General features: G+C 63.2%; 21 protein-coding genes and 1 pseudogene. 15 read left to right on the forward strand and 7 right to left on the reverse strand.

Annotated features, from left to right (window positions below):
* Positions 1-73: 73 nt before the first annotated feature.
* Genes FME68_RS10305 through FME68_RS10315 form a run of 3 tightly spaced genes read left to right on the forward strand, consistent with a single transcriptional unit; the run spans position 74 to position 2676 of the window.
* Complete coding sequence (locus FME68_RS10305) at positions 74-1021, forward strand: L-lactate dehydrogenase (protein WP_046647625.1); 948 nt, start codon at positions 74-76, stop codon at positions 1019-1021.
* A complete protein-coding gene (locus tag FME68_RS10310; protein WP_328287813.1) occupies positions 1021-1725 on the forward strand; it encodes a glycerophosphodiester phosphodiesterase family protein in 705 nt (234 codons plus the stop codon). The genes FME68_RS10305 and FME68_RS10310 overlap by 1 nt, the downstream gene beginning before the upstream one ends.
* Positions 1726-1746: 21 nt before the next feature.
* Positions 1747-2676 carry a DUF5926 family protein gene (locus FME68_RS10315; RefSeq protein WP_046647623.1) on the forward strand — a complete coding sequence of 310 codons (930 nt, stop codon included), beginning with the start codon at positions 1747-1749 and terminating at the stop codon, positions 2674-2676.
* 105 nt (positions 2677-2781) lie between these two features.
* Here FME68_RS10315 and FME68_RS10320 read toward each other — a convergent pair whose 3' ends face one another.
* The 3 genes from FME68_RS10320 to FME68_RS10330 all read right to left on the reverse strand — a co-directional run bounded on the left by FME68_RS10320 (position 2782) and on the right by FME68_RS10330 (position 6109).
* Positions 2782-4176 carry an LCP family protein gene (locus FME68_RS10320; protein WP_082254424.1) on the reverse strand — a complete coding sequence of 465 codons (1395 nt, stop codon included), beginning with the start codon at positions 4174-4176 and terminating at the stop codon, positions 2782-2784.
* A 92-nt stretch (positions 4177-4268) separates the two neighbouring features.
* The gene (locus FME68_RS10325) at positions 4269-4967 is read right to left on the reverse strand and encodes a CPBP family intramembrane glutamic endopeptidase (protein WP_158397493.1); all 699 of its coding nucleotides are present in this window, start codon (positions 4965-4967) and stop codon (positions 4269-4271) included.
* A complete protein-coding gene (locus FME68_RS10330) occupies positions 4964-6109 on the reverse strand; it encodes an amidase (RefSeq protein ID WP_158397494.1) in 1146 nt (381 codons plus the stop codon). The genes FME68_RS10325 and FME68_RS10330 overlap by 4 nt, the downstream gene beginning before the upstream one ends.
* Positions 6110-6150: 41 nt before the next feature.
* Between FME68_RS10330 and pheA the strand changes: the two genes are divergently transcribed.
* Entirely contained in the window at positions 6151-7062 is a 912-nt protein-coding gene (gene pheA / locus FME68_RS10335; protein ID WP_049156889.1) for a prephenate dehydratase, read from the forward strand.
* Positions 7063-7073: 11 nt separating this feature from the next.
* Entirely contained in the window at positions 7074-7721 is a 648-nt protein-coding gene (locus FME68_RS10340) for a histidine phosphatase family protein (protein ID WP_070510884.1), read from the forward strand.
* Positions 7722-7756: 35 nt separating this feature from the next.
* Here the strand turns inward: FME68_RS10340 and FME68_RS10345 are convergent, their stop codons facing one another.
* The 3 genes from FME68_RS10345 to FME68_RS10355 form a co-directional block, all read right to left on the reverse strand.
* Complete coding sequence (locus tag FME68_RS10345) at positions 7757-8104, reverse strand: metallopeptidase family protein (protein WP_046647619.1); 348 nt, start codon at positions 8102-8104, stop codon at positions 7757-7759.
* A gap of 29 nt (positions 8105-8133) precedes the next feature.
* A complete protein-coding gene (locus FME68_RS10350; RefSeq protein ID WP_158397495.1) occupies positions 8134-9243 on the reverse strand; it encodes a septum formation family protein in 1110 nt (369 codons plus the stop codon).
* A gap of 73 nt (positions 9244-9316) precedes the next feature.
* A complete protein-coding gene (locus FME68_RS10355) occupies positions 9317-10048 on the reverse strand; it encodes a GntR family transcriptional regulator (RefSeq protein ID WP_118783649.1) in 732 nt (243 codons plus the stop codon).
* Positions 10049-10114: 66 nt separating this feature from the next.
* Here FME68_RS10355 and serS point away from each other — a divergent pair, with 66 nt between their 5' ends.
* From serS to FME68_RS10390, 7 genes and pseudogenes are all read left to right on the forward strand, one after another.
* Positions 10115-11377 (forward strand): serine--tRNA ligase, encoded by a 1263-nt coding sequence (gene serS, locus FME68_RS10360; protein ID WP_070510890.1) that lies wholly within the window; start codon positions 10115-10117, stop codon positions 11375-11377.
* 82 nt (positions 11378-11459) lie between these two features.
* Complete coding sequence (locus tag FME68_RS10365) at positions 11460-13154, forward strand: lysophospholipid acyltransferase family protein (protein ID WP_158397497.1); 1695 nt, start codon at positions 11460-11462, stop codon at positions 13152-13154.
* A gap of 331 nt (positions 13155-13485) precedes the next feature.
* Positions 13486-15210: a glycerol-3-phosphate dehydrogenase/oxidase gene (locus tag FME68_RS10370; RefSeq protein ID WP_158397498.1), complete on the forward strand. Its 1725-nt coding sequence runs from the start codon at positions 13486-13488 to the stop codon at positions 15208-15210.
* Between the two features lie 74 nt (positions 15211-15284).
* Positions 15285-16021 (forward strand): annotated as a pseudogene (locus FME68_RS10375) (MIP/aquaporin family protein).
* Positions 16022-16057: 36 nt separating this feature from the next.
* Entirely contained in the window at positions 16058-17605 is a 1548-nt protein-coding gene (gene glpK, locus FME68_RS10380) for a glycerol kinase GlpK (protein WP_158397499.1), read from the forward strand.
* A 190-nt stretch (positions 17606-17795) separates the two neighbouring features.
* Positions 17796-18641, forward strand: coding sequence for a Cof-type HAD-IIB family hydrolase (locus FME68_RS10385; RefSeq protein ID WP_070821744.1), 846 nt, complete (start codon positions 17796-17798; stop codon positions 18639-18641).
* Positions 18642-18764: 123 nt separating this feature from the next.
* The gene (locus FME68_RS10390; RefSeq protein ID WP_158397500.1) at positions 18765-19865 is read left to right on the forward strand and encodes an HNH endonuclease signature motif containing protein; all 1101 of its coding nucleotides are present in this window, start codon (positions 18765-18767) and stop codon (positions 19863-19865) included.
* 113 nt (positions 19866-19978) lie between these two features.
* Here FME68_RS10390 and FME68_RS10395 read toward each other — a convergent pair whose 3' ends face one another.
* Positions 19979-21922 carry an N-acetylmuramoyl-L-alanine amidase gene (locus FME68_RS10395; RefSeq protein WP_328287814.1) on the reverse strand — a complete coding sequence of 648 codons (1944 nt, stop codon included), beginning with the start codon at positions 21920-21922 and terminating at the stop codon, positions 19979-19981.
* 170 nt (positions 21923-22092) lie between these two features.
* Here FME68_RS10395 and glf point away from each other — a divergent pair, with 170 nt between their 5' ends.
* The 3 genes from glf to FME68_RS10410 all read left to right on the forward strand — a co-directional run bounded on the left by glf (position 22093) and on the right by FME68_RS10410 (position 24266).
* On the forward strand, positions 22093-23289 hold the full coding sequence (gene glf / locus FME68_RS10400; protein ID WP_158397501.1) for a UDP-galactopyranose mutase: 1197 nt from the start codon (positions 22093-22095) through the stop codon (positions 23287-23289).
* Between the two features lie 81 nt (positions 23290-23370).
* A complete protein-coding gene (locus FME68_RS10405; RefSeq protein ID WP_070545133.1) occupies positions 23371-23568 on the forward strand; it encodes a hypothetical protein in 198 nt (65 codons plus the stop codon).
* 89 nt (positions 23569-23657) lie between these two features.
* Positions 23658-24266 (forward strand): three-helix bundle dimerization domain-containing protein, encoded by a 609-nt coding sequence (locus tag FME68_RS10410; protein WP_158397502.1) that lies wholly within the window; start codon positions 23658-23660, stop codon positions 24264-24266.
* The last annotated feature ends 229 nt before the right edge of the window (positions 24267-24495 follow it).

The raw sequence follows: 24495 nt of genomic DNA on the forward strand, positions 1-24495 counted from the left end.
GATCGGACTACTGGTCCTGTGAATTCGGGCGCATAACGAGCAAAATTCGGACATTGGGGGCACAATAGGAGGCATGGGAAATCATGTTGGAAACAAAGTAGTACTCATCGGTGCTGGCGACGTTGGAGTTGCTTACGCCTACGCTCTGGTCAACCAGGGCACTGTTGACCACCTGGCCATCATCGACATCGACGAAAAGAAGCTCGAAGGCAACGTCATGGACCTCAACCATGGCGTCGTCTGGGCCCCGTCCCGCACCCGCGTGACCAAGGGCACCTACGAAGACTGCAAGGACGCCTCCATGGTCGTCATCTGCGCCGGTGCTGCGCAGAAGCCTGGTGAGACCCGTCTGCAGCTCGTGGACAAGAACGTCAACATCATGAACTCCATCGTGGCGGACGTCATGAAGAACGACTTCGACGGCATCTTCCTGGTCGCCTCCAACCCGGTGGACCTGCTGACCTATGCGGTGTGGAAGGCCTCGGGCTTCCCGCACCAGCGCGTCATCGGCTCCGGCACCGTCCTGGACTCGGCCCGCTACCGCTACATGCTCTCTGAGATGGATGACGTGGCGCCGACCTCCGTCCACGCCTACATCATTGGTGAGCACGGTGACTCCGAGCTGCCGGTCGTCTCCTCCGCCAACATCGCAGGTGTCTCCCTGTCCCACCGTTCTGAGAAGGACCCGGGCTACAACGAGCGCATCGAGAAGATCTTCGAGGACACCCGCGACGCTGCCTACCACATCATCGACGCTAAGGGCTCCACCTCCTACGGCATCGGCATGGCCCTGGCCCGCATCACCCGCGCGGTCATCCAGAACCAGGCTGTTGCGCTGCCGGTCTCTGCCTACCTCCAGGGCGAGTACGGCCACGAGGATGTCTTCATTGGCACCCCGGCCATCGTTGACCGCTCCGGCGTCAACCGCGTTATCGAGCTGGCCCTCGATGACCACGAGAAGGAGCGCTTTGAGAACTCCTTCAACACGCTCAACACCATCAAGGAAGAAATCTTCGGCTAGTGAAGATCGTCGCCCACAGGGGATACTCCGGGAAATATCCGGAGCTATCCCCTCTTGCCTTTGAGAAAGCGCTCGCGCTTCCCATTCACGGTATCGAGTGCGATATCCGCCTGAGCAGTGATGGCAAGGTGGTGGTTCACCACGATCCCACCCTGGACCGCACCACGAACGGCTCGGGCCGAGTGTCTCGCATGACCTGGGAGGAGCTGCGCCGCCTGAAGATTGGCGGTGGCCAGCGCATGCTGCTTCTCGACGAGCTCCTCGAGATGCTCGGGGATAAGAAGCACCACCTCTACATTGAGACCAAGCATCCCTCGGGGCAGGGCGACATCCTCGAAGAGCAAATGGTGCTGCGGCTGCGCTACGCAGGGCTTCTCGACGACCCCCGGATCCACATGATTTCCTTTTCCCACCGGGCTATTCGTCGAATGGCGGCGCTCGCCCCGCACGTCGACCGCATCTACCTGCGCCGCGATTGGGAGCGCCATTTCAACCGCCCCGACATCCTGTTATCGCAGCCCACTGGCCTGGGCATGTCGCTGTTGCGCGGCAAGCTGCAGCCCGACGCGATTGGCGCGCACGGCCTGCCCACGTACATGTGGACCATCGATAAACCCGAGGACATGAAGTGGGCGTGGGCCAATGGGGTGGATATTCTCGCCACGAACCAACCGGAAGTGGCCCTGCATGCCATTGAGCTGTAATGAACAGGTAAGTTGTTCAGTATGGCCAAGAAGAAAAAGAAGAACGAACAGCTGCCGGAGGGCATGTCCCGCCGCCAAGCTAAGCTCGCTGCCCGCGCCGCCGAGCGCGCTGCCCTGGAAAAGGACCCCCGCCCCTTCGGTGGGCTCGCCGCTGAGGCTAGCCTCGTCGCCCTGCAGGAATTTGTTCCTTCCGCAACGGCGAAGCTGTCCGTCAAGGGCTTTGACAAGGACGTCTACGTCGCCACCGTGCTGCCCGGTGCTACCGCGGCGCTTATTCGTGACGAGGAGTCTGGCGGCGAGGCTTTCGTGGGCCTGCAGGTACAGTCCCACACCCACAACCCGGGCCGCGACTTGGCTTTCGCTCTGAACTGGGTGAAGAACAACGCGCCGGGCTCCACCCTCGAGTCCACCGCTGCTGATGGCTCCCAGCCGGAGCTCAAGGAGCTGCTGGAAGAGGACGCCGAGCTGGAGATCAACGTCTACCAGGACTTCGCGTGGTGGATGCCGGAGGGCGCACAGGTTCCGCCGCAGATGGCGCAGGCTCTGCAGCGCGCCAACGATTCCGTCATCGAGTCCTACCAGGTGGGCCAGGAGGCTGAGGGCTTTGTCGGCACCGCCTTCTGGGCTAACGCCGGTGGCGGCAAGGCCCACATCCGCTGGGTCCGCCCGTGCGATGACGAGAACGCTTTCCTCAACGCGCTGGCACGCGTGGCCGCTCGCGGCGAACTCAACTTGGGCGAGGACACCAAGTTCGCCGGTGTCTTCCGCACCCACGGTCTGATCGCCCCGGTCTTTGACCTCGATCCAGAGGTCGCGCACGACTCCTACGAGGCCGAGCTGTCCCGCGTGAACAAGGCGTTGGAGGAGGAGATCTCCAACGACGCCAACCTCAACGCCGATGAGCGCAAGCAGCTGCAGAACATCAAGTCCCGTCAGGTGACGCTGCGCTAATTCCTCGGCGCCTTCGCCCCGAGGCTTAGGTACATATCGATCAAATAGGGCTCCAAAACCACGAGGTTTTGGAGCCCTATTTGATCGAAACGACCGGTCGAAGCCTTAGCGCATGGAGTCCCAAAGTGCTTGGGCCTCGGCGTCATCCCAGAGGACGACATTACCCACGACCGTGTCCTGGAAGCCGCCGATCGGCACAGTCTTCGTCTCCACGCCCGAGGCCATCGACAGTGCCACGCGGGCAAGGTGCCAGACGTGGTCCTTCTCGTTGACGATGAAGGAATCTGCGGTGTGGTTGACCAAGGAGATGGCCTTGAAGGGGTTGCCGATGGTGGAGAAGGATGTTGCCTTATCCAGCAGCGCGGCGAAGAACTCGCGCTGGCGCTCGACGCGGTCCAAGTCACCCATCGCGGTGGCGCGGGTGCGCACGTAGCCGAGGGCATCCGGGCCGCGGAGCTTCTGGCATCCCGCTTGGAGGTCGATGCCGGCGAGCGGATCGTTGATGGGTTCCTTGACACAAATCTCCACGCCGCCCACGGAATCCACGACGTTGGCTAAGCCGCCCATGCCGATCTCCGCATAGTGATCGATGTGGAGGCCGGTGGCTTGTTCCACGGTTTGGGTCAGCAGCTGCGGCCCACCGTAGGTGAAGGCGGCGTTGACCTTGTCCATGCCGAAGCCGGGCACATCGACGTAGCTATCGCGCGGAATGGAGACCAGCTGGGCCTTTCCGGATGCGGGAATGTGCAGAAGCATGATGGTGTCGGTGCGGCCAACTCCTACGTCACCGCCGGTGCCCAGCTCGGCCTGTTGTTCCTCGGTGAGGCCCTGGCGCGAGTCCGAGCCCACCAACAGCCAGTTCGTCCCGGAGGTCGGCGTCACCTGCTCGGAGGGCAAGGCATCGATACGGGTCAGGCGCGAATCCGTCCACAAGGTGAAGGCCACCATGAAGACGAGGGCGATGACGATGAGCCAGCCTAAGCAGCCGAAGACCTGCTTGGCCGGGTTGACCTTCTTGCGGCGGCTATGCGGGCGCCGAGCAGGACGCCCGCGGGACGCAGTCTGTGGGGAGTAGCTGCGCGGCGGTGCGTCGGGGCTTCGCCGGTATGCGCCGGCGGCAGGTTCCCGGGCGGGCATGTTCTGCTGGGGCGCCGGGCGCGGCGATGCGTGCTGAGCCATATAAGCATCGACGTCGAAGCGGGTTTCCTCCGGACGCGAGCGCTGCGCACTGGGGCGCTGAGCGCGAGAAGAAGAGTGCGTGGGATTAGCTCGCTGCCCGGAGGGGCGGCGACGCACCGGGCGTCCATAACGATCCCGCAGGGGCTGCCCGTCAGCGCCAAGGACGAACTCACCGGCATCCTGCCCGGCAGCATGCGCACCGCGCGGGCCATCCGGGCCGTGGGGGTGGGCCGGGCCAGTGGCACCCGCGCGGCGGGAATCGCCGTGGGGATCGCCAGCGCGGCGGGAATCGCGCTCTGGATCGTGTCCTTGGTAGGTCATGGGGAACACTGTACCGCGAAATCACTTCCGCCCCACCTTTCACACAGGGCGCGGTCGTGGTCTTTTCGGTGCCACGAGCCCTCGGCCCGCGCTTAAGCACCGAAGAGCAATGTGTAGCCCACGAAAGCGATGGCGTCGATCAGAAAATGCGCGATGACCAGAGGCCACACCTTCCCCGTGCGGTGGAAGTACCAGCCATAGAGCACGCCCATGATGATATTGCCGAAGCCTGCGGAAACACCCTGGTAGAGGTGATAAGAACCGCGCAGGATGGAGGAAGCAGCCAGCGTTGCGGGCAGGGCCCACCCAGACTGCTTGAGCCTAGTCATGAACCAGTACACCACCACCAGCTCCTCCGCCCACGCGTTGGCGAAGGACTTGATGAGCAGCACCGGGATCTCAATCCAACTGTCAAAAGCCCCCGGCACCACCTCCTTGGTCCAACCGAAGTGCAGCGCCACGTAATACAGCACCAACCCCGGCAGACCAATGACTGCCGCCAACGCCGCGCCGTGCACACCATCGCGCCACCGCGGGCGGGGCGGGAAAGAGATCAGATAGAGCGCAAGCGCTCCCCACGCGAAGAGCACCGCGGCGCTGCAGAGCTGGAAAGCAAGGTCGAGCAGCGTGGTCGCCGACTGCGAGGCGTTGATGGTGACCGATTGCTCGTTGAGCGGGGCCGGGTTGAGCAGAGAATCGGTCAACCGCAGCGCGGCGCGCACACCCGAGATACCAAACGTGATGGTGAGGACAATGAGGATTTCCGCGCGCAGGCGTGAGCGCGCGGTCATGGGTGAAGCACCTGGGCGAGGCCGAGAAGGGAGGCGTCGTCAAGCGTGATTGAACCCAACTGCACGCCCACGGGCGGGTGATCGCGCACCGGCCACGGCACGGAGATGGCGGGCAGCTGCGCCACGTTGAACAACGAGCCCCACGGTGACCACCGCGTTTGCTCATCAAAGTTGGCCTGGTGCTCTAGCGCTAGGAAGTGACCGCGCCGGGGCGGATCGAAGGCCAGCATGGGGCTCAAGATGGCATCGACTTCCCACTCTTGTGCCAGCAGCTCCGGCAGCTGCGCGGCGTGCGCGCGGGCTGAGGCGAATTCGGAATCCGTGACACGCCGGCCCTTCGCACGGATCCACTCCGCGTAACCCTCCGCGAAGTCAAGGCCGGCCAGCCGGCGGCTAAAGATGTGTTGGAAGGCCTCAAAGGTAGTCGCGGCCTGGGGGTAAGGGGAAATGGCCACGGTTTCAAAACCCGCGCCTTCAAAGGTGGCGGTAGCCTCTGCGACCGCGCGCAGCATGTGCGGGGCCACCTCGGTGTTAGCGAAGAGGGGATCCGTCAGCACTCCGATGCGGGCGCGCCGGGCGCGCGGACGAAGGCCGTGCAGCGTCGCGGTATCGGCGATGCTGCGCGTGATGAACCCCTGCACCGAGAGGTCCTCACCACCCGGCTTGAACCCGACGACGCCGCAGGCGGCAGCCGGCACACGGATGGAGCCTCCGCCGTCGGAGGCATGCGCGGCGCGCAGCAGACCCCGCGCCACCTGGACCGCCGCTCCGCCGGAGGAACCGCCCGGGGTATGGGCCGGGTAGAGCGGGTTATCTGGGTGGGGCAGGCCTACGGGTTCGGTGTCCACGCGCAGGCCCAGCTCGGGCGCGGCGGACTTGCCGACGATGAGCGCGCCGGCGTCGATAAGCTCCTGCACAAAAGGATCGGTCTCCTCCGCCACGTAAGCGCGCTCGGCATGACCGAGCGTGGTGGGCATGCCGGCGACGTCATTGAGGTCCTTGACCGAGAGAATCCAGCCGCTCAAGCGCCCGTGCGTGTGCGGCCGGCGCTCGAGGTCGAGGTACGTGAAGCTGTGCTCCGCGGGGCCCAGACCAGATAGATCCTCGCGCAGCTTGTCCAGAGTGAACTCGGTGCTGTCCATGGCGGCTCAGTTTAGTAGTTACGTGAGATAAAGTTGCTGTCATGAGCACCACCATCGCATTCCTCGGGCCGGCCGGAACCTTCACGGAAGCGGCGATGCAGCACTTCGCCGCAGACTTTGCTTCCCCCGAGGGGCTGCCGGTGAACTCGCCGGCCGAGGCGTTGGCAGCGGTGCGCTCAGGTGCGGCGGACTATGCCTGCGTGGCTATCGAAAACTCCGTGGACGGTCCGGTGACTGCCACCTTTGACGCGCTTGCCGACGGCTCCCGGGTCCAGATCTACCGCGAAGTAGACCTGCCGGTGTCCTTCTCCATTCTGGTGCGCCCCGGCACTTCCGCGGAGACTCTTCGCACCTTCTCCACGCATCCTGTGGCCTACCAGCAGGTGCGCGGTTGGTTGGAGCAGAACCTGCCGGGCGTGGACTATGTTCCGGCGGCGTCGAATGGCGCGGCGGCGCAGGCCGTGGCGCGAGGGGAGGTGGATGCCGCGGCTGCCCCGGCACGGGCAGCGGAGGTCTTCGGGCTGGAGTCTCTTGCGGAGAACGTGGCGGATGTCGCGGGGGCCACGACGCGATTCGTCCTCGTGGGGCCGGCCGGAAAGCCCACCGCGCGGACCGGCAAGGACAGGACGTCCGTCATCTTCACCCTTCCCAATGAGCCCGGCTCCCTGGTTGGGGCCCTGCAGGAATTCGCGCACCGCGGGGTGGACCTCTCCCGCATCGAATCGCGTCCGCTGCGCACCGTCTTCGGTAACTACCGTTTCCATGCCGACCTCATCGGACACATCGAGGACCAGCCGGTCGCGGAGGCGCTGCGGGCGCTGTGGTTGCGCGCGGAGGATGTCGTTTTCGTGGGTTCCTGGCCTTCCGTGGTGGCGCTAGGGGAGGCCCCACGGGATTTGGCGCGGTTGAAAGAGGCCGATGAATGGGTAGCGCAGGCGCGCACCGGCCAATAGTGTGGTGAAGCATGACCGGAAGAATCATCCTGCTGCGCCACGGCCAGACCTTTTCCAATATTGACCGCATCATGGACACCCGCCCGCCGGGCGCCGAGCTCACCGAGCGCGGCCGCGGCCAGGCGGAAGATGTTGGCCGCGAGTTGGCTGAGCTGTGCGCGGGGCGCCGCGTGCGCTTTGTGTGCTCTATTGCCCTGCGCGCCCAGCAGACCGCGATGCTGGCCGCCCGCACATACGGCGAGGCCGCCGATGAGCGCAACGTCTCGGTGGAGGTGCGTGTAGGCCTGCACGAGGTCTTTGCCGGTGAGCATGAAATGAGTGGCAGCGAGGATACCCACCGCGAATACATGGTGGCGCTGCGCGGCTGGCTCGACGGCGATGAAGCTGCCCGGATGCCTGGCGGTGAGAGCTACGTGGATGTGCTCGAGCGCTACCAACCGGTGTTGGAGGATCTTGCTGCGGAGCTGGAGGATGATGAGGATATAGTCGTCGTCAGCCACGGTGCTGCCATCCGCGTGGTGACCACGCATGCCTGCGGCGTGGACCCCGACTTTGCCTATACCGGCTACATGCCGAACTGCCGTTTTACCCTCATGGAGCCGCAGGGTCAGCCTTTTGGCCAGTGGACGCTGGAGCGCTGGGCGGATACCGAGGTCTAGTTTCGCGCGGCCACGGTAGGCACCCGGCGGGGCGCCTACCCCCAGCCGAGCTCGTGGAGGCGGTCCTCCTCGAAACCGAAATAGTGCCCGACCTCGTGGAAGACGGTCACCATGACCTCGTGGGCGAGCTCCTCCTCGGAGTTGCTAATGGCCTGCAAAGGTTGCCGGTAAATGGAGATGGTATCCGGCAAGTATCCGGTGTGCGAGGCGGTGCGGTGCGTGAGCATCACGCCTTCGTAGAGGCCCAGCAGGTTAGGGTTGTCTGGGTTTTCTTCCTCCACCAAGATGACCAGGTTGCGCATCTGGTCGACGAAGCGATCCGGAATCTTATCCAGGGCCTCACCGACTAGCTCTTCGAAGCGTTCCTCGCTGACCTCGTACATGTGCTTACTCCCTGTGGAATAGTCGGGGTTTATTGGGCCGGCGCCGGTGCAGTAGTGGCGGCGGGAACGGCACTGTCGCCAGCCGGCTGGGAGTTCTCGCCGCCCGGCTGGGCGTTCTGATCACGCAGCGGGTTGCGCTTCGGCTGCTCGGTGGGCGGGGCGCCGTTGATATTCAGGGAATCTCGTCCCTCCGCAGCGGAGCCGGTAATGGTGGAAAACAGGCCTTCGTTGACATGGATGAGGGAGCAGTTCACCGAACGGGAGCCGGCCTCCCAGGACTCGCGGTTCATCGCGCCCCAGAAAGGCTGCAGTGTGGATTGGTAGAGGTTTTCCTCGCCGCCCAGGTAGTCCATGGCGTCCTGAGTACACGTTTCGGAGAGGAACTTATCCATGTCCTCGTCGTTGGGGTAGCCATCGGGGAATTTCTCGGCCAGGTTAATGACGGATGCGGTCTCCATCTGGTGCGGCTCGCTGCACGGCACGGTGCTGAGCACCTGGTTCTCATCCACCTTGCGGCATTCGCCGGGCTTGGCGACGACCGCCTGGTCCACCTCACTGACCTTGCCGGTGGATTCCTGGGGGACGCCGTTGGCGTCGGTGGTCTGCAGGCCGCACAGCAAGGTGCGGTCGCCCTGTTCCCAGGAGGCGGCCGGCGGCAGGATGGAGGCGATGTCGTAGCGGCCGTTGGGATCCCACTTGCCGTTGAGATAGCTCACCGTGGGGGCTTCGCACAGCTCATCGCGCAGGGCGTTTTGCCGAGTGATGTCGGGGCGCTTGGCATTGGGGCCGAACTCGCTGGTGGGGTAGGCGCTGAGGTCCTCGCGGGAGGAGACCTCGAAGCGGTGTGGCTTATCGCAGCTGGTCTGCTCGAAGTCGGTGGCAGTGCCGTCTGGGGCGATGTCCCACGTCACGCACGAACCAGCGGAGGCGGTGGTAAAGGATGCGATCTCTCCTTCGGAGGGATCGGCGGCCTGACTGCCGTCGGCGCTGGGGGTAGCGGAGCCTTGTGCGGCCGAATCGGTGCCGGTTGGCTCGCCGCTAAAGAGGCCGTAGGACGCCATGAAGGCGGCTGCGGCCACGGCTGCAACGAGGACGACGCGGATGGCGGAGGCGGAGCGCCACGCAGATGAAGTGCTCATAGAACTCTTCATACTACTCCCTTAGCGTCCCTGGCTTCTAGCCCGCCCGGCGCCGTGCGGGAGCACGGCGCCGCTAGATACGTGCGCGAGAGACGTGCGTTGTGAGCCGGTAGCGGTCTGTGCGGTAGACCGAGGAGCACCACTCCACGGGGCGATCACCGGAGCGGGCGAGGCGGGTGATGTGCAGCAGTGGGGTGCCCGGTGAGACGTCGAGAAGCTCGGCGATGTCCTCCTCTGCCGCGACGGCCGTGACCGTCTGCTCGGCCTCGGTGATGGGGACCTCGAAGGTGCTATCCAAAATCGCGTAGACGGAATTGTAGATGTCATTCTCCAGCAGCGACGGCGCAAAGGTGGAGTTGTACCAGCCATCGTCGATGGAATAGGGCTCGCCATCGCCCAAGCGCAGGCGCCGCAGGTGGGTATGGGCCACGGTGGTTTCCGTGCCGAAAAACTCGCAGACCTCACTGGGGGCGGTGCTGCGCTCGCCCAGCAGGATCCGCGAGGAAGCCTGTACCTTTTGGTAGCCCATCTCATCGGAAAAGGACGCCAGGTGGAGCCGGGAGACCAGTGGGTTCGGAGCCACGAAGGTACCTTTACCGCGCACGCGGCGCAGGCGGCCCTCCGCCACCAAGTCACCGATGGCGCGGCGCACGGTGATGCGGGAGACGCCGTAGGTTTCCTCGAGAATGCGCTCGCCCGGGAGGATGTCACCGGGTTTGAGGGTGGTGCGGCAGAGCTCGGAGAGAATATCCCGCAGCTGAGCGTGCTTGGGCACGGGGCCGTCGGTAATAATGTGAGCTGCCATGTTATCCATGATAGCCAGCTGGTTATGACCAGCGCAAAGGTGTGGCCGTGCGCTAGACTATCCGGCGTGATTGATCTCAAATTTCTTCGCGAAAATCCCGATGTCGTCCGCGCCTCTCAGGTAAACCGTGGGGAGGACCCCGCCCTGGTGGACCAGCTGCTCGCCGCCGATGAGCAGCGCCGCGCGGCAATTGTGAAGGCTGACCAGCTGCGCTCGGAGCAGAAGGCCTTTGGCAAGAAGATTGGCCAGGCCTCCCCGGAGGAGCGCCCGGCGCTGCTGGAGGGCTCCAATGAGCTGAAGGAAAAGGTCAAGGCGGCCGGCGAGGAAGCGGCCGCGGCCGAAGCCAAGGTGGAGGAGCTGCAGTACCAGCTCTCCAACGTGGTGGAGGGTGCCCCGGCTGGTGGCGAGGATGATTTCGTCGTGCTCGAGGAGGTCGGCGAGAAGCCGCAGTTCGACTTTGAACCGAAGGATCACCTGGAGTTGGGTGAGACGCTGGGGCTTATCGACGTCAAACGGGGCGCCAAGGTCGGCGGCGCACGTTTCTACTACCTCACCGGTGACGGCGCCTTCCTGCAGCTGGGCATGCTGATGCTGGCTGCGCAGAAAGCCCGTGAGGCCGGCTTTAGCCTCATGATCCCGCCGGTGCTCGTGCGCCCGGACGTGATGCAGGGAACCGGTTTCTTGGGCCAGCACGCGGATGAGGTCTACTACCTGCCGGCGGATGATCTTTATCTGGTTGGTACCTCTGAGGTGGCTCTGGCTGGCTACCACAAGGAAGAGATTATCGACCTGTCCAAGGGCCCGCTGCAGTATGCAGGCTGGTCCTCCTGCTTCCGCCGCGAGGCGGGTTCGCACGGCAAGGACACCCGCGGCATTCTGCGCGTGCACCAGTTCGACAAGCTGGAGATGTTTGTCTACTGCAAGCCGGAAGACGCCGAGGAGATGCACCAGAAGCTGCTGAACATGGAAAAGGACATGCTCGCGGCGATGGAGCTGCCCTACCGCACCATCGACATCGCGGGCGGAGACCTCGGTTCTTCTGCAGCCCGCAAGTTCGATAACGAGGCGTGGGTGCCTACCCAGGGCACGTACCGCGAGCTCACTTCGACCTCGAACTGCACCACCTTCCAGGCGCGCCGCCTCTCCACGCGCTACCGCGATGAGAACGGCAAGACCCAGTACGCCGCCACGCTCAACGGCACCCTGGCTACCACCCGCTGGCTCGTGGCCATCCTGGAGAACCACCAGCAGGCAGACGGTTCCGTGGTGGTTCCGGAGGCATTGCGCCCATTCGTGGGTAAGGACGTTCTTTACCCCGTAAACTCCTAGAAGAATGACAGGAGGCGCCGCAGGCGCCTCCTCCGATCCCCGGTTGTGCCCTCTTAAGGCCCTGAATCCTCCCTGGAGCATCATGAGCGTTGTGACTAATTTCCTCTACCGGCAGATTACGCACATTGGCCGCGGGGTGACCTTGGCCCAGGGGCTGAAGATGCGCCTGTCCGGCGAGGAGAATATCCCGGATAAGGGCGGGGCCGTCATCGTGTGCAACCACACCGGCTACATGGATTTCCTCTTCGGGGCCTTCTTGGCTTATCGCAAGCGGCGTTTGGTGCGCTACTTGGCTAAAGCCTCCATCTTCCAGACGCCGGTGGCCGGGCAGCTTTTTCAGGTGATGGGGCATGTTCCGGTGGATCGCATCGATGGCGGGGCGTCGATTGTCAAAGGCATTGAGCTGGCCAAGAATGGCGAGCTCGTGGGGGTCTTCGCTGAGGGCACGATTTCCCGCAGCTTCGAGATTCGCAGCATGCGCAACGGTGCGGCGCGTATCGCCCACGGCGCGGGTGTGCCGATCATCCCGCAGGTCATCTTCGGCTCCCAGCGCATTTGGACGAAGGGCCAGAAGAAGCACCTAGGCCGCACCAAGACCCCAGTGCTGATCACGGCTCTTGAGCCCTACTACACCACGGGCGATTTCGATGCGGATATCGCGGAGGTGCGCCGCCGGATGCAGGAGGCTCTGGAGGGGCTGTGGGCTCAGTACGAGGAGGAATTCGGCCCGATGCCGGCTGGCGAATACTGGGTACCGGCCCGTAAGGGTGGGGGCGCGCCGACGCTGGAGGAAGCCGAGGCCCAGGACTCCGAGGTGGAGACTGAGCGCTACCGCGTGCGCCGGCTGCGCGATGATCTGACCAATCTCAAGGAGCGCGTGTCCGAGGCCACCGTGGAGCTCATGCGCGATCGGATGGCGTTGATGAAGCCGGGTAGTAACGAGGAAACCGGTACCGCAGAAGCCGAAGCCGAGACCGCCGAGAAGGACCGCCCGCGTACCGCGCCGGAAACCCTCGAGTGGATCAAGGAAAACCTCAACTCGGTGGTGGAAGAGGCCATGCGCGGTGTAGAGGAAGGCCGCGACAAGATCACGGGGGTGATGGCGCAACTGAAGTCTGATGTCATGGAGGCCCAAGCTTCCATGGCTGCGAGCAGTAAGGAAATCTTCGCTGGCTCCGTGGTGGAACAGGGGTTGCTCTCCGCGGCGACGCAATCTCGGCTCATTGTCTCGCGCCTGCCCCACCGCGTGAAGGCGCAGTATTCTGAAGCGCCGCGCGTGGTCGTGGCGGATCAGAGCGCGCTGAGCATGGAAAACGGGGAAATCTCGACGCGGCTCCAAGAAGCGCTGACGCAGCTCGACCCGCAGGTTGAGGAGTTTGTCGTGCTCTCGCCGCAGGGCGAGGTGCTGGACGCTGCCGCCTTTGGGGACCTTCCGCAATCGTGTTGGCGCATCGCCTGCTCGGACGGTGCCGAAGGGGTGCAGTTCAACGATGCCCCCGGGGGAGAGGTCGTGACGGCCTCTTCCCCCGCGGAGGGGCTGGCGGCCGTGGTGAAAAAGATTGGGGCCGAGCCGAAGGATCTCTTGTTCTTTGCCAATGAGCCGGGGGATGAAACCTTTGTGGAGGGTGGGGACGGCGTCGCCGTGCGCATGGTGGCGCTTGAGACTGCACCCATTGAGGTGATTAAGGCTGCGCAGGCGGTGACGTATTCCACCGAGCGCTACGGAATGGCCGAGGTGCTGGAAGCCATGGCGCGCTTGCAGCAAGAGAAGAAATAAGTCTTGACACCCTGGACTTAAGAAGCGTTCGCAACGCCCGTTAACACCCCCGGAAGGGGGTGTTATTTTATTTTGTTCACCTATGGAGTGCCTTGGAAACTCCAGCTTACGGAAGCGGAACTTACGTGTGAGTAGCGTCTCCGGAGATAATTTGGCGTGACCTATAGCATTGGCCGTGGGAGAAAACTTCTTCTTCATCCGCCCTTCGGGCAGGTGGCCGAGGCATCGGTGCACAGGACGCGCGTGGTGGATGAGCGCAACATGCTGCGCACATCGTCAACTGGACAGGACTTTCTGACGCCGTGCAGCGAGAGAGGAGACTCGGTCAACAATGACCACGACGAGTATTAACAGCTTCAACCCTGAGTATTTTGAAAAGACGTGGAACGACTACTCCACCGAGGACTATGACGTCGTCATCATCGGCGGAGGTTCCGTAGGCGCTGGCGCTGCCGTGGATGCGGCCACTCGTGGCCTGAAGACGGCCGTGCTCGAGGCCCGCGACTTCGCCGCTGGCACCTCGTCGCGCTCCTCCAAGATGTTCCACGGTGGCCTGCGCTACCTGGCCATGTTTGATTTCCGCCTCGTGGCGGAGTCCCTCAAGGAGCGCGAGCTCAACATGTCCACCCTCGCACCGCACCTGGTGAAGCCGCTGAAGTTCATCTTCCCGCTGACCCACCGCGGTTGGGAGCGCGTCATGATGTTCGGCGGCTTTACCCTCTATGACCTCATGGGAGGCGCCAAGAGCGTTCCGATGCAGAAGCACCTCACCCGCAAGGGCGTGCTGAAGGTGACCCCGGGCCTCAAGGAGGACGCCGTCGTCGGTGGCGTGCGCTACTACGACACGCTTGTCGACGACGCCCGCCACACCATGACCGTCCTGCGCACCGCCGCCGAATACGGGGCCAACGTGCGTACCGGCACCGAGGTGATTGGTTTTGAGAAGGACGCCCGCGGGCGCGTCACCGCTGCAAAGGTCCGTGACCTGGAAACCGGCCGCGAGGCCACCGTCAAGGGCAAGGTTTTCATCAACGCGACCGGCGTGTGGAACGACAAGATTCAGCAGATGGCGGGCGTCGAAGGAAAATTCACGGTTCATGCCTCCAAGGGTGTGCACATCGTGGTTCCGAAGGATGCCCTCGACGCCGATGCCGCGCTGTGCTTCGTCACCGAAAAGTCCGTGCTTTTCGTCATCCCGTGGGGTGAGTACTGGATCATCGGCACCACCGACACCGATTGGGAGAAGGGCCTGTCCCTGCCGGATCCGGCGCCGACCAAGGCGGATATCGACTACATCCTGGACGAGGTCAACCAGCGCGTGCGCGACAAGATCACCCGCGATGACATCGTCGGTGTGTACTCCGGCCTGCGCCCGTTGCTGTCCGGCAAGTCCGATTCCACCACTAACCTGTCGCGCAACCACGCCGTCGCCCGCGTCGCACCGGGCATGGTGTCCGTCGCCGGTGGCAAGTACACCACGTACCGCGTCATCGGCAAGGACGCGGTGGATCTGGCCGCGAAGGAGCTGGGGACCAAGGTGGCTGAGTCGGTGACCGAGCGCACCCCGATTCTGGGTGCGGACGGCTACCACGCACTGGCTAACCAGGTTCCGGCACTGGCCCGCCGCTACAACCTCAGCGAGGACCGCATCGAGCACCTGCTCGGCCGCTACGGCTCGCTGATCGGTGAGGTGCTGGCTCCGGCTGCTGACGACGCCACGCTGCTCGAACCGGTTCCGGGTGCTGAGAGCTACATCTGGGCAGAGGTGCGCTACGCCGTGACCCACGAGGGTGCCCTGCACATCGACGACATCGTCTCCCGCCGCCTGCGCGTGGCCATCGAGTTCGCCGACCGCGGCGTCGCTGCCGCACAGCCGATCGCTGAATTCGTCGCCCCGCTGCTGGGCTGGGATCAGACCGATATCGAGCGGGAAGTCTCCCACTTCACCAAGCACACCGAGGCAGAGCTCGCCGCTGAGGCAGCACTGACCGACCGTGAGGCAAACGACATCCTCGAGCGCGCAGGCAGCGCACGAGCCACCAAGGAAGAAGCCTAAAAGTCACGGGGCCTAGCGAGCGGTGGATATCCCTCGCTGGGCCCTTGGCCTAGGCAGATAAGAAAGGACATCTTATGACCGGAATGGATGCATTCCTGTGGGAGTTCATCGGCACTGCGCTGCTGCTCCTGCTCGGCAACGGCGTGTGCGCCGTTGTGAACCTCCGAACTTCTGGCGCGCGCGGTTCGGACTGGATCGTCATCGCTATGGGCTGGGGCCTCGCGGTCTTCATCGGCGCTAGTGTCGCCGACCCCTCCGGCGGCCACCTCAACCCGGCGGTCACCATCATGCTGGCGGTGAACGGTTCCCTTGAATGGGGCCTCGTTCCTTACTACCTGCTGGGACAAATTCTCGGCGCCATGCTTGGTGCATTCCTTGCCTGGGCTACGTTTAAGCAGCTTTTCGACGCCAACAACCTCGATGAAGCCGGCAACGTCACCGGCGCCAACAAGAACACTGGGGGGATTTTCTTTACCGCCCCGGCGCACCCGAACAACGGTTGGAACGCAGTCACCGAGTTCATCGCTACCTGCGTACTGCTCATGTTCATCGCCTTTGGCCCGGCCGCGGCGAGTTGGGTCCACTGAAGTACTTCGCTGTTGCCTTCGTCGTCGTGTCCGTGGGCCTGTCCCTCGGTACCGCCACTGGTTATGCCATCAACCCGGTCCGTGACCTCGGACCCCGCATCATGTACGCCTTCGTCCTCCCCATCAAGGACAAGGGCAGCGCCAACTGGGGTTATGCCTGGGTTCCGGTGGTTGCACCGACCTTGGCGGCCGTCGCTGTCGGCCTGTTGTCCATGGCTCTCTAAAAATCAGACCCACACTACTCAGAAACGGAGAACACAATGTCTACTAAGCACTACGTTGCAGCGATTGACCAGGGAACTACGTCCACCCGCTGCATCATTTTCAACCACGACGGCGAGCAGGTGTCCGTCGGCCAGCTCGAGCACGAGCAGATTTTCCCGGAGAAGGGCTGGGTCGAGCATGACCCGGAGGAAATCTGGAGCAACACCCGCCGCGCTGTGGGTGAGGCTTTGGCCAACGGCGACATCAATGTCGAAGATATCGCAGCACTTGGCATTACCAATCAGCGTGAGACCACCGTCGTGTGGGACAAGAACACGGGTAAGCCGGTGTACAACGCCATCGTGTGGCAGGACACCCGCACCACCGATATTTGTAAGGAACTCGCTGGTGATGAAGGTGCGGACAAGTGGCGCCGCCGCACCGGCCTCATCATCAACTCCTACCCGGCCGGCCCGAAGGTGAAGTGGATCCTCGATAACGTCGAGGGCGCCCGCGAGCGCGCGGAAAAGGGCGAGCTGCTCTTCGGCACCATCGATACCTGGCTGCTGTGGAACCTCACCGGTGGTGCCGACGGCGACAATGGCCAGGAGGCCCTGCACGCCACCGATGTCACCAATGCCTCCCGTACTCTTCTCATGGACATCGAGAAGCTCGAGTGGGATGAGGAACTGTGCAAGGAGATGGGGATTCCCACCTCCATGCTGCCGGAGATCCGCCCGTCCCTGGGCGACTTCCGCACCGTCCGCGAGCGCGGCTCGCTGTCCGGTGTGCCGATTCGCGCCATCCTGGGCGACCAGCAGGCCGCCATGTTTGGCCAGGGCTGCTTCCGCCCGGGTTCTGCTAAGAACACCTACGGGACCGGTCTGTTCCTCCTGCTCAACACCGGTACCACCCCGAAGTTCTCCGAGAACGGGCTGCTGACCACCGTGTGCTTCCAGCGCGAGGGCGAGCGCCCGGTCTACGCGCTCGAGGGTTCCGTTTCCATGGGTGGTTCCTTGGTGCAGTGGCTGCGCGATAACCTCCAGCTCATCCCGAACTCCGCGTCCATTGAGAACCTGGCTCGCGAGGTCAAGGACAACGGCGGCGTTTACATCGTTCCGGCCTTCTCCGGACTCTTCGCTCCGTACTGGCGCCCGGATGCCCGCGGTGTCATCGTGGGCCTGACCCGCTACGCCAACCGCAAGCACCTGGCCCGCGCCGTGCTCGAGTCCACCGCGTACCAGACTCGCGACGTTGCTGATGCCATGGTCGCCGACTCCGGTGTGGAGATCACAGAGCTGCGCGTCGACGGCGGCATGACCATGAATGAGCTGCTCATGCAGTTCCAGGCAGACATGCTCGGCGTCGAGGTCCACCGCCCGAAGAACGTGGAGACCACCGCTACCGGTGCGGCCTTCGCTGCCGGCTTGGACTCCGGATTCTGGGATGACCTCAGCGTACTGGGCTCCCAGCAGGGCGACTTCAAGGTCTGGAAGCCGCAGCGCGAGAAGGACGAAGTCGAGGCTCTCTACCGCGACTGGAAGCGCGCCATCAAGCGTTCCCTGAACTGGGAAGACGTGGACGATGACGACGTTATTGCTTAAGGGCTAAGTAGCAGTCTTTGCAGGCAAGCGCGGCTGTCACGAGCATTCTCGTGGCGGCCGCCTTCGTCGTTGTGCGCGTGGCGGACTGCGGCACGGTGGTGGGGATCTAACGCTGCAGTGGACGTTGTTGTGGCTACCAGCGGTTGCGGGTGCGCCCTCGTGTGCATCGCTCTGACGTAGACTCAGGGCTATGGCCAGTGACGTATTTTCGGACCGCGCTCCGCGCCTCATCATCAGTGATATTGATGGCACCTTGTTGGACCGGAACCACCGAGTTCCCAGGCGAAACCGCGAGGCAGTGGCCCGAGCAGTTGCCGCGGGCAGCGAGTTTGCGCTGGCGACCGGCCGGCCCTTCCGCTGGATCATGCCCGTGCTGGAGCAGCTGACCGTGCGCCCGGTGTGCGTGACATCAAATGGTGCGGTGATTTATGACTCGGCGGAGGACCGCGTGCTCTCCGCCCACGAGCTCTCGCCTGAAGCCCTCGCGGAAATCGTGGAGGTGGCCACGAAGGTGCTCGAGCCCCATGGCGGTGTTGGCTTCGGCGCGGAGCGCACGGGGGGCTCGGTCTTGGATCCGGTGGAGGAACTCTTCGTGGTGGAATCGCATTATTCGGAGAACGCGCTTTTTGAAGGCTTCGGCCTCGTGAGCGTCGGCGAATTGGTGTCCCGACCGGCGGTGAAGCTGCTGATCCGCAACACCGCGTTCTCCGCACCGGAACTCTACGAGCTTATTGCTCCGCACATCGATTCCGAGCTTGCCCACGTGACCTACTCAATGTCCGAGGGAATCCTCGAGGTGGCGGCCCCCAACGTGACGAAGCGGCGCGGAATTAGGTGGCTGGCCGAGCATCACGGTATCGCCCGCGAAGACATCATCGCCTTTGGCGATATGCCCAACGATATCGAGATGCTCGAGTGGGCAGGTTGCGGGGTTGCCATGGAGAACGCTCACCCAGAGGTCATGGAGGCGGCAGATGCGGTGACGGTAGCGCATCACCAGGCAGGTGTGGCAAAGGTGCTTGAGCGCTGGTTCTAGTGCTGCTGTACCCCGCCGCGCTGTAGCCGTGAAGCCCAGCGCTACCTGCCCTTTTTCTAGCAGATTCTGAGAGTTTTCTGCCTCCGGTTGCGGGGTGTGTGGTGGTGTTTTAGTCTCGTGGGCATGGGGGATTTGGAGACTTATTTCTCCTATCGCAGTTCGGGGTTGGATCTTGTGGGGCTTGCGGTAGGCAGTGTGGATGATTTACGCGCGCGTGGTGCTTCTGTGGCTGATGCTGCGGAGTTGGCTGGGCTGCATGCGGTGTATTTCGGGCCGACGCGTTTTACGGGCAAGCAGCGCCAGGCGCGTGAAGCCGCGGTTTCTCAAAGGCATGATCTGGCGACTTTGAATCTGATTGAGTCCTATACCGGCAGGGTGAAAAAGGAGTTGGATGCGTGGAATCTGCGCGTTGGGCTTGCGGCGACTCCGGCACACCGTATCCCGAAGGTGGCGAAGGAGCGGTTGAAGCAGTTGCGGCCGAAGCGGGTGCCTGAACTTGGGGTGCGGTTGACGTATCGGAAGGTGGGTCCGCATTCGTTGACTATTACTGATTCGCCGCTGCGGATAAGTGAGATGCGCGGGGTGTTGGAGTCGATTAATCCGGCGGATTTGTTGGATGCGGCAGGTCAGGTGTTTTTCAACCAAGCGCATGGGGGTTCTAAGCCTGCGGTGGCGACCAATGTGGTGGTCACCTTGGATGAGTTGGACCAGATTGTGCGCGGTGAGGGCGATGATATTGAGCTTGTGCTGACTAATGGTGGGCGGATGACGGGGCGGGAGTTTGTCAGCTATAAGTTTGCTGAGGTGGGGTATGTGACGTTGGTGCATCCCACGATTGGGCCGGTGTGGTTGCATCGTGTGCGGCGTTTGGCTGGGTTTGAGCAGCGGTTAATGGCCAGTGCGGAGCATCCGACGTGTGCGCGTGAAGGGTGCAATAAGCCGGCTGATTATTGTCAGGTGCATCATTTGGTGCCGTGGAAGGCGGGTGGGGCGACGGATCCGCCGAATTTGACGATGTTGTGTGCCTATCACAATGGCATTAATGATGATGACCCAGATAAGCCGACTGGCGCGGGTTATGTCTTCCGGTTGCGGGGTGGGGTGGATTATGTACCACCGTGGGCGGAGCCGATTACTTCCCAGCCGGCGTACAAGGCAGCACAAGCAGCGTTGAAGCAGCAGGCGGAAGAGGACTTAGTGGGCGGAGCGCCACCCGATACTTAAAACCCTAGGCCCAAACTAACGCCGAAGCGGAAGCCACCGAGGTGGCTCCCGCAATATCGGCGATCCCACAGGGCTGTGCGCGTGAGTTTTGCGCACACGCGGTGCGGCTGGGATTAGTTCGTGAAGACCTGAATCTGCTCAGTCTCCGGGTTGTAGACGATGGAACCGCCCTGGAACTGCACGCGGACTTCCTTGCCGAAGCCGGTGGGGAGTTCGTCGGAGGTCGGCAAGCCGAGTGTTGCCGAGTTGTCGCCCGACGCCCATTCCTTGGCGATGCGTCCCACCAGCGCGTGCGTACCAGTGTCCTCGGAGCTCAGCACGACGCCGTTCTGGAAGAGCTGGTAGATGATGCCGGCCGACTCATCCGGACCGCCAACAGCCAGACCCAGCGCCGGACCGAAGGCGTTAAGGACTGCCGTCCACGTTTCCTTCAGGCCCTCGTTCTTGCTCAGGGAAAGCACCTTGGTCACGATGCCCGGGATCTGCTCCACTGGCAGGCCATTGACCGTCTGGTTCATGTCAATCTGCTGGTCCGAGCGGGCATACATGATGGCGAAGAGCGTGCCAGCCAGGCCGACTAGTGCGGTGATGGTGCTCATCGGGATTTCAGTATCGCCCAGCGAGGACGTTGCCTCCTGTGCGGGAGCTGCCGGTGCAGGAGCGGAAGGCGCGTGGTTGTCGTTCGGCGTGGAGTCGGAGGTATCCGGCGTAGGTGTATCCACGCTGCCCCAGTCCGTGGAGGTCGAACCAGACGCGCCCGACTTGATGGCGAGGTACTTCTTGTGCGCCGCCTGGCGGATCGTCGGCCACTGTGCGATGGTGTAGCGCCCCGGGCAGGCAGTGAAGTGAACGTCGCTGTGCCCGAAGAGGCCATAGACCGAGGCAGAGGCACCAGCCGGGTAGCGCGAGCCGCTGAAGCCCTCCGAGGGCAGGGAGACGCGGGAGGTCGGATCAACACCGGAAATCGCGCCCTTCCAGCCAGCCAGGTCGGTGACGGACTCCAGCAAGGCTTCCGTCGGCTGAGCCGTCTCATAGTTGCCGATCATGGAAATACCCCACGTATTCCGGTTGAAGCCACCGATGTGAGCTCCCTGTACGGCCTTGTCGAGCCCGCCGTAACGGCCCTCGTAGATGGTGCCGTACTTATCGACCAGCGCGTTGTATCCGATATCGCACCACCCCAGGTTCTGGGCGTGGTACTTGTACGCGGCGCGCACCTGCGCGGCCGCCTGCGCGCGGGTGTAGTTATTGGAACCCGCGGTGTGGTGCAGCGCAATGGCCTTCACACCGTCGTCATAGTCGGCGCCCCTGCAGCGGATATTCTCATCCGCGCCCCAGCCAGAGCGCGAGACCACGCGCGGCATGCCATCGGTCTCAGCGGTCGGCTCAATGACCTCGCCCTCCTGGGCGTTGCCGTCCATGAAGACAGCTTCAAGGCCGTCGACGTCGCTATTGGCGGGAAGCTCTTCGGTCTCAGCGACGGGGGCGATGTCGCCGACGTTGAAGGAGGCGTCGTCAAGCGCGGCGTCCTCAACGGGGGTTTCGGTGAACTCTTCGTCCAGGTTCGACCCGGTCACCAGATCCACATTGTTGATGGAGACCTGCACGTCGTTGGTATCGCCTACGAAGATGAGCTCGGTGCCGTTCGTGGCGGAGGGGTCATCGTTGTTGTAGGACATCGCGTCCATGTCGTACCACTCGGACCAGGACCCGTCTGGCTGCTTAGCGCGGACGAAGGCCGCGACGTCGCGCGAACCCTTCCACGTGACGGCGAAGGAGGAGAAAGTCTCATCGCGGTGGAATTGCTTGACGGCGCGCGGGCCTTCGCCCTCGCCCTGGGCGGCGATGGCCGGGTCATCCACCACGACCGTTTCGCCGGACCCGAAGGATTCGGAGGCCGAGCTCACTTCGATGGGGCCGCTGCCCGCTTCCTGCGTTTGGATAAGGGTTTGGCCGCCCACGGCTGCGGCAGCGACCACAGCGATCGAGGTGACCGTAGCGATAACCGGCGTCGACCACGTCGATTTCGCGGGAACAAGACGACGTTTGAGGTGCACTGTTACTCCCTAGGATGGTGTGCGCCACGAGGTTAAGAGGAGCGCAAAAAGTTAACTAACGGGACAGATGTTACGCCAGTTGTTGGAGTGAAAGAAGGTGTGACACGCGAGTTTTCTCGCTTGGGTGTCACCCGCCGTTCTGTGCGTGTTACTGCTTTAAGCTGATGGCCATGACTGCATATGACCTCATCGTTGTTGGATCTGGATTCTTCGGCCTGACCGTGGCCGAGCGCGCAGCCTCCCAGCTGGGCAAGAAGGTGCTCATCGTCGAGCGCCGCGAGCACCTGGGCGGCAACGCCTACTCGGAGGCCGAGCCGGAGACCGGCATCGAGGTCCACAAGTACGGCGCGCACCTTTTCCACACCTCGAATAAGCGCGTGTGGGAGTACTGCAACCAGTTCACCGACTTCACTGACTATCAGCACCGCGTCTTCGCCATGCACGACGGTACGGCCTACCAGTTCCCCATGGGCCTGGGCCTGATTAACCAGTTCTTCGGCCGCTACTACTCCCCGGACGAGGCGCGCCAGCTCATTAAGGAGCAGGCCGGCGAGTTCGCCGTGGATGAGGCGCAGAACCTGGAGGAGAAGGCCATCGCGCTCATTGGCCGCCCGCTCTACGAGGCCTTCATTCGCGACTACACCGCGAAGCAGTGGCAGACCGACCCGAAGGAGCTGCCGGCCGGGAACATTACGCGCCTGCCGGTGCGCTACACCTTCAACAACCGCTATTTCAACGACACCTACGAGGGCCTGCCCGTCGACGGCTACGCGGCCTGGCTGGAGAAGATGGCGGAGCACGAGCTTATCGACGTCCGTCTCAACACCGACTGGTTCGACGTGCGCGAGGAGGTGCGGGGGGCGTCGCCAAGCGCGCCGGTGGTCTACACCGGCCCACTGGATCGCTACTTCGACTTCGCCGAGGGTGAGCTGGGCTGGCGCACGCTGGACTTCGATATGGAGGTGCTGGAGACCGGTGACTTCCAGGGCACCCCGGTGATGAACTACAACGATGCGGACGTGGACTACACCCGCATCCACGAGTTCCGCCACTTCCACCCGGAGCGCGCCGATAAGTACCCCAAGGACAAGACGGTGATTATGAAGGAGTACTCGCGCTTTGCTGAGAAGGGCGATGAGCCGTACTACCCGATCAACACCCCGGAGGACCGCTCCAAGCTGGAGGCCTACCGCAAGCTCGCCGCCGCCGAGGCTCGCGAGAACCAGGTCCTCTTCGGCGGCCGCCTGGGCACTTACCAGTACCTGGACATGCACATGGCCATCGCCTCCGCGCTGAGCATGTTCGATAACAAGCTGGCTCCCTATTTCCGTGATGGCCAAGCCATCACGCAGGAGCGCGGTCACTAGGCCACGGCGCTGGCCCGGCCGCTCCCGGTAGCGCAGCGTGGCGCGCTATGCTGAGACACCTCGATGAAAGGAGGTGACGGCATGGCCCAGCGCAAAAAGAAGCGCGCAGACCGCAGTATGTGGAAGATGTCCCCGGAGCGGCTCGAGGAACACCTCAAGCTGCGCAGTCGCGCAACGCGCATTCCCGATAAGAAGAAGGAACAATCCAGGAAGGCCTGCCGGAACACCCGGCGGGCCTTTGGCCGTTTATGGGGAGGTTGTGCCAGCGTACGGAACTAGACCAAAGAAAATAAAACTTGTGGTCTGGCCAACAATCACTTAAGGTTAACAGTAGGTTAACAATAGGCGAACAGAAAGTGAGTTTAGAGATGACTTCCCCGAACGCCCGCCGTTTCGATACGTTGCGCCAGGATTTACACGCAGATTATGGCCACGAGTACACTGCCCAGGAGATTGACTCCTTCCTCGATGCCACTATTGAGCGTCACGAGGCTGGCGCGACTTTAGAAGAGTTCATTCCCGTGATGGTGGAGCGCGAGGTGCGCGAGCACTTCGGCACCCACCGCATCCACGTGCGTTTCTCGGCAGGTGCCGACCATGCGCTGGCGCAGGCAGCCGTGGCTTTGACGAAGAAGTATGCCGGTAACGCGCTGCTGGTGGACGCCGCCGTAGCCCACCCGGAAAACGACCCTGACTCCCACATGGCCCACGTGCTCCAGGAGCGCGGCATGGCGGAGCACCCGGACCGCTACGTCGAGGACCTGCGTCTGGTGACCATCCCGGATTACATCGTGTACTTGGGCCGCGAGATCCCGCGCGACGAGGCCGGCAAAGACATCAAGATCTGGGACATCGCCACCGCCGAAACCGTGGAAGAGACCCGTGAGCTGGCCGATGACCTCGGCGCCCGCGTGCTCTACATGCTCAACCGCCTGGGCATCGAGCCCATCTCGGAGGACGCACCGGTGACGGCCTAAATCCCCGAGAGCTGTGATCTGACACTAGTTGATCTGACACTAGTTGGGTCGAGCATTCCAGTGCCATAAGCATTTCCCCAGACCTAGAACCCGAAACATGCAGGTCGGCGTCGTCGAGCACTGTGGCCTAGTTGAGCAGTGAACTGGAGGTTTCGGGTTCCAAGTCTGGGGATCTGACGCACCAGGACGTAAAGGGTTCCACCAGCCTCTGGTGTGAAACCTTTCGCCA

It is taken from the genome of Corynebacterium hiratae (genome assembly GCF_009708045.1).
GTDB classification, from domain to species: Bacteria; Actinomycetota; Actinomycetes; order Mycobacteriales; family Mycobacteriaceae; genus Corynebacterium; species Corynebacterium hiratae.

What these genes read in the sequence shown, in the direction of transcription:
- FME68_RS10305 (WP_046647625.1), top strand. Translation starts at nt 74, where the DNA reads ATGGGAAATCATGTTGGAAACAAAGTAGTACTCATCGGTGCTGGCGAC.
- FME68_RS10315 (WP_046647623.1), top strand. Translation starts at nt 1,747, where the DNA reads ATGGCCAAGAAGAAAAAGAAGAACGAACAGCTGCCGGAGGGCATGTCC.
- FME68_RS10320 (WP_082254424.1), bottom strand. Translation starts at nt 4,176, where the DNA reads ATGACCTACCAAGGACACGATCCAGAGCGCGATTCCCGCCGCGCTGGC.
- FME68_RS10325 (WP_158397493.1), bottom strand. Translation starts at nt 4,967, where the DNA reads ATGACCGCGCGCTCACGCCTGCGCGCGGAAATCCTCATTGTCCTCACC.
- FME68_RS10330 (WP_158397494.1), bottom strand. Translation starts at nt 6,109, where the DNA reads ATGGACAGCACCGAGTTCACTCTGGACAAGCTGCGCGAGGATCTATCT.
- pheA (WP_049156889.1), top strand. Translation starts at nt 6,151, where the DNA reads ATGAGCACCACCATCGCATTCCTCGGGCCGGCCGGAACCTTCACGGAA.
- FME68_RS10340 (WP_070510884.1), top strand. Translation starts at nt 7,074, where the DNA reads ATGACCGGAAGAATCATCCTGCTGCGCCACGGCCAGACCTTTTCCAAT.
- FME68_RS10345 (WP_046647619.1), bottom strand. Translation starts at nt 8,104, where the DNA reads ATGTACGAGGTCAGCGAGGAACGCTTCGAAGAGCTAGTCGGTGAGGCC.
- FME68_RS10350 (WP_158397495.1), bottom strand. Translation starts at nt 9,243, where the DNA reads ATGAGCACTTCATCTGCGTGGCGCTCCGCCTCCGCCATCCGCGTCGTC.
- FME68_RS10355 (WP_118783649.1), bottom strand. Translation starts at nt 10,048, where the DNA reads ATGGCAGCTCACATTATTACCGACGGCCCCGTGCCCAAGCACGCTCAG.
- FME68_RS10365 (WP_158397497.1), top strand. Translation starts at nt 11,460, where the DNA reads ATGAGCGTTGTGACTAATTTCCTCTACCGGCAGATTACGCACATTGGC.
- FME68_RS10370 (WP_158397498.1), top strand. Translation starts at nt 13,486, where the DNA reads ATGACCACGACGAGTATTAACAGCTTCAACCCTGAGTATTTTGAAAAG.
- glpK (WP_158397499.1), top strand. Translation starts at nt 16,058, where the DNA reads ATGTCTACTAAGCACTACGTTGCAGCGATTGACCAGGGAACTACGTCC.
- FME68_RS10385 (WP_070821744.1), top strand. Translation starts at nt 17,796, where the DNA reads ATGGCCAGTGACGTATTTTCGGACCGCGCTCCGCGCCTCATCATCAGT.
- FME68_RS10390 (WP_158397500.1), top strand. Translation starts at nt 18,765, where the DNA reads ATGGGGGATTTGGAGACTTATTTCTCCTATCGCAGTTCGGGGTTGGAT.
- glf (WP_158397501.1), top strand. Translation starts at nt 22,093, where the DNA reads ATGACTGCATATGACCTCATCGTTGTTGGATCTGGATTCTTCGGCCTG.
- FME68_RS10405 (WP_070545133.1), top strand. Translation starts at nt 23,371, where the DNA reads ATGGCCCAGCGCAAAAAGAAGCGCGCAGACCGCAGTATGTGGAAGATG.
- FME68_RS10410 (WP_158397502.1), top strand. Translation starts at nt 23,658, where the DNA reads ATGACTTCCCCGAACGCCCGCCGTTTCGATACGTTGCGCCAGGATTTA.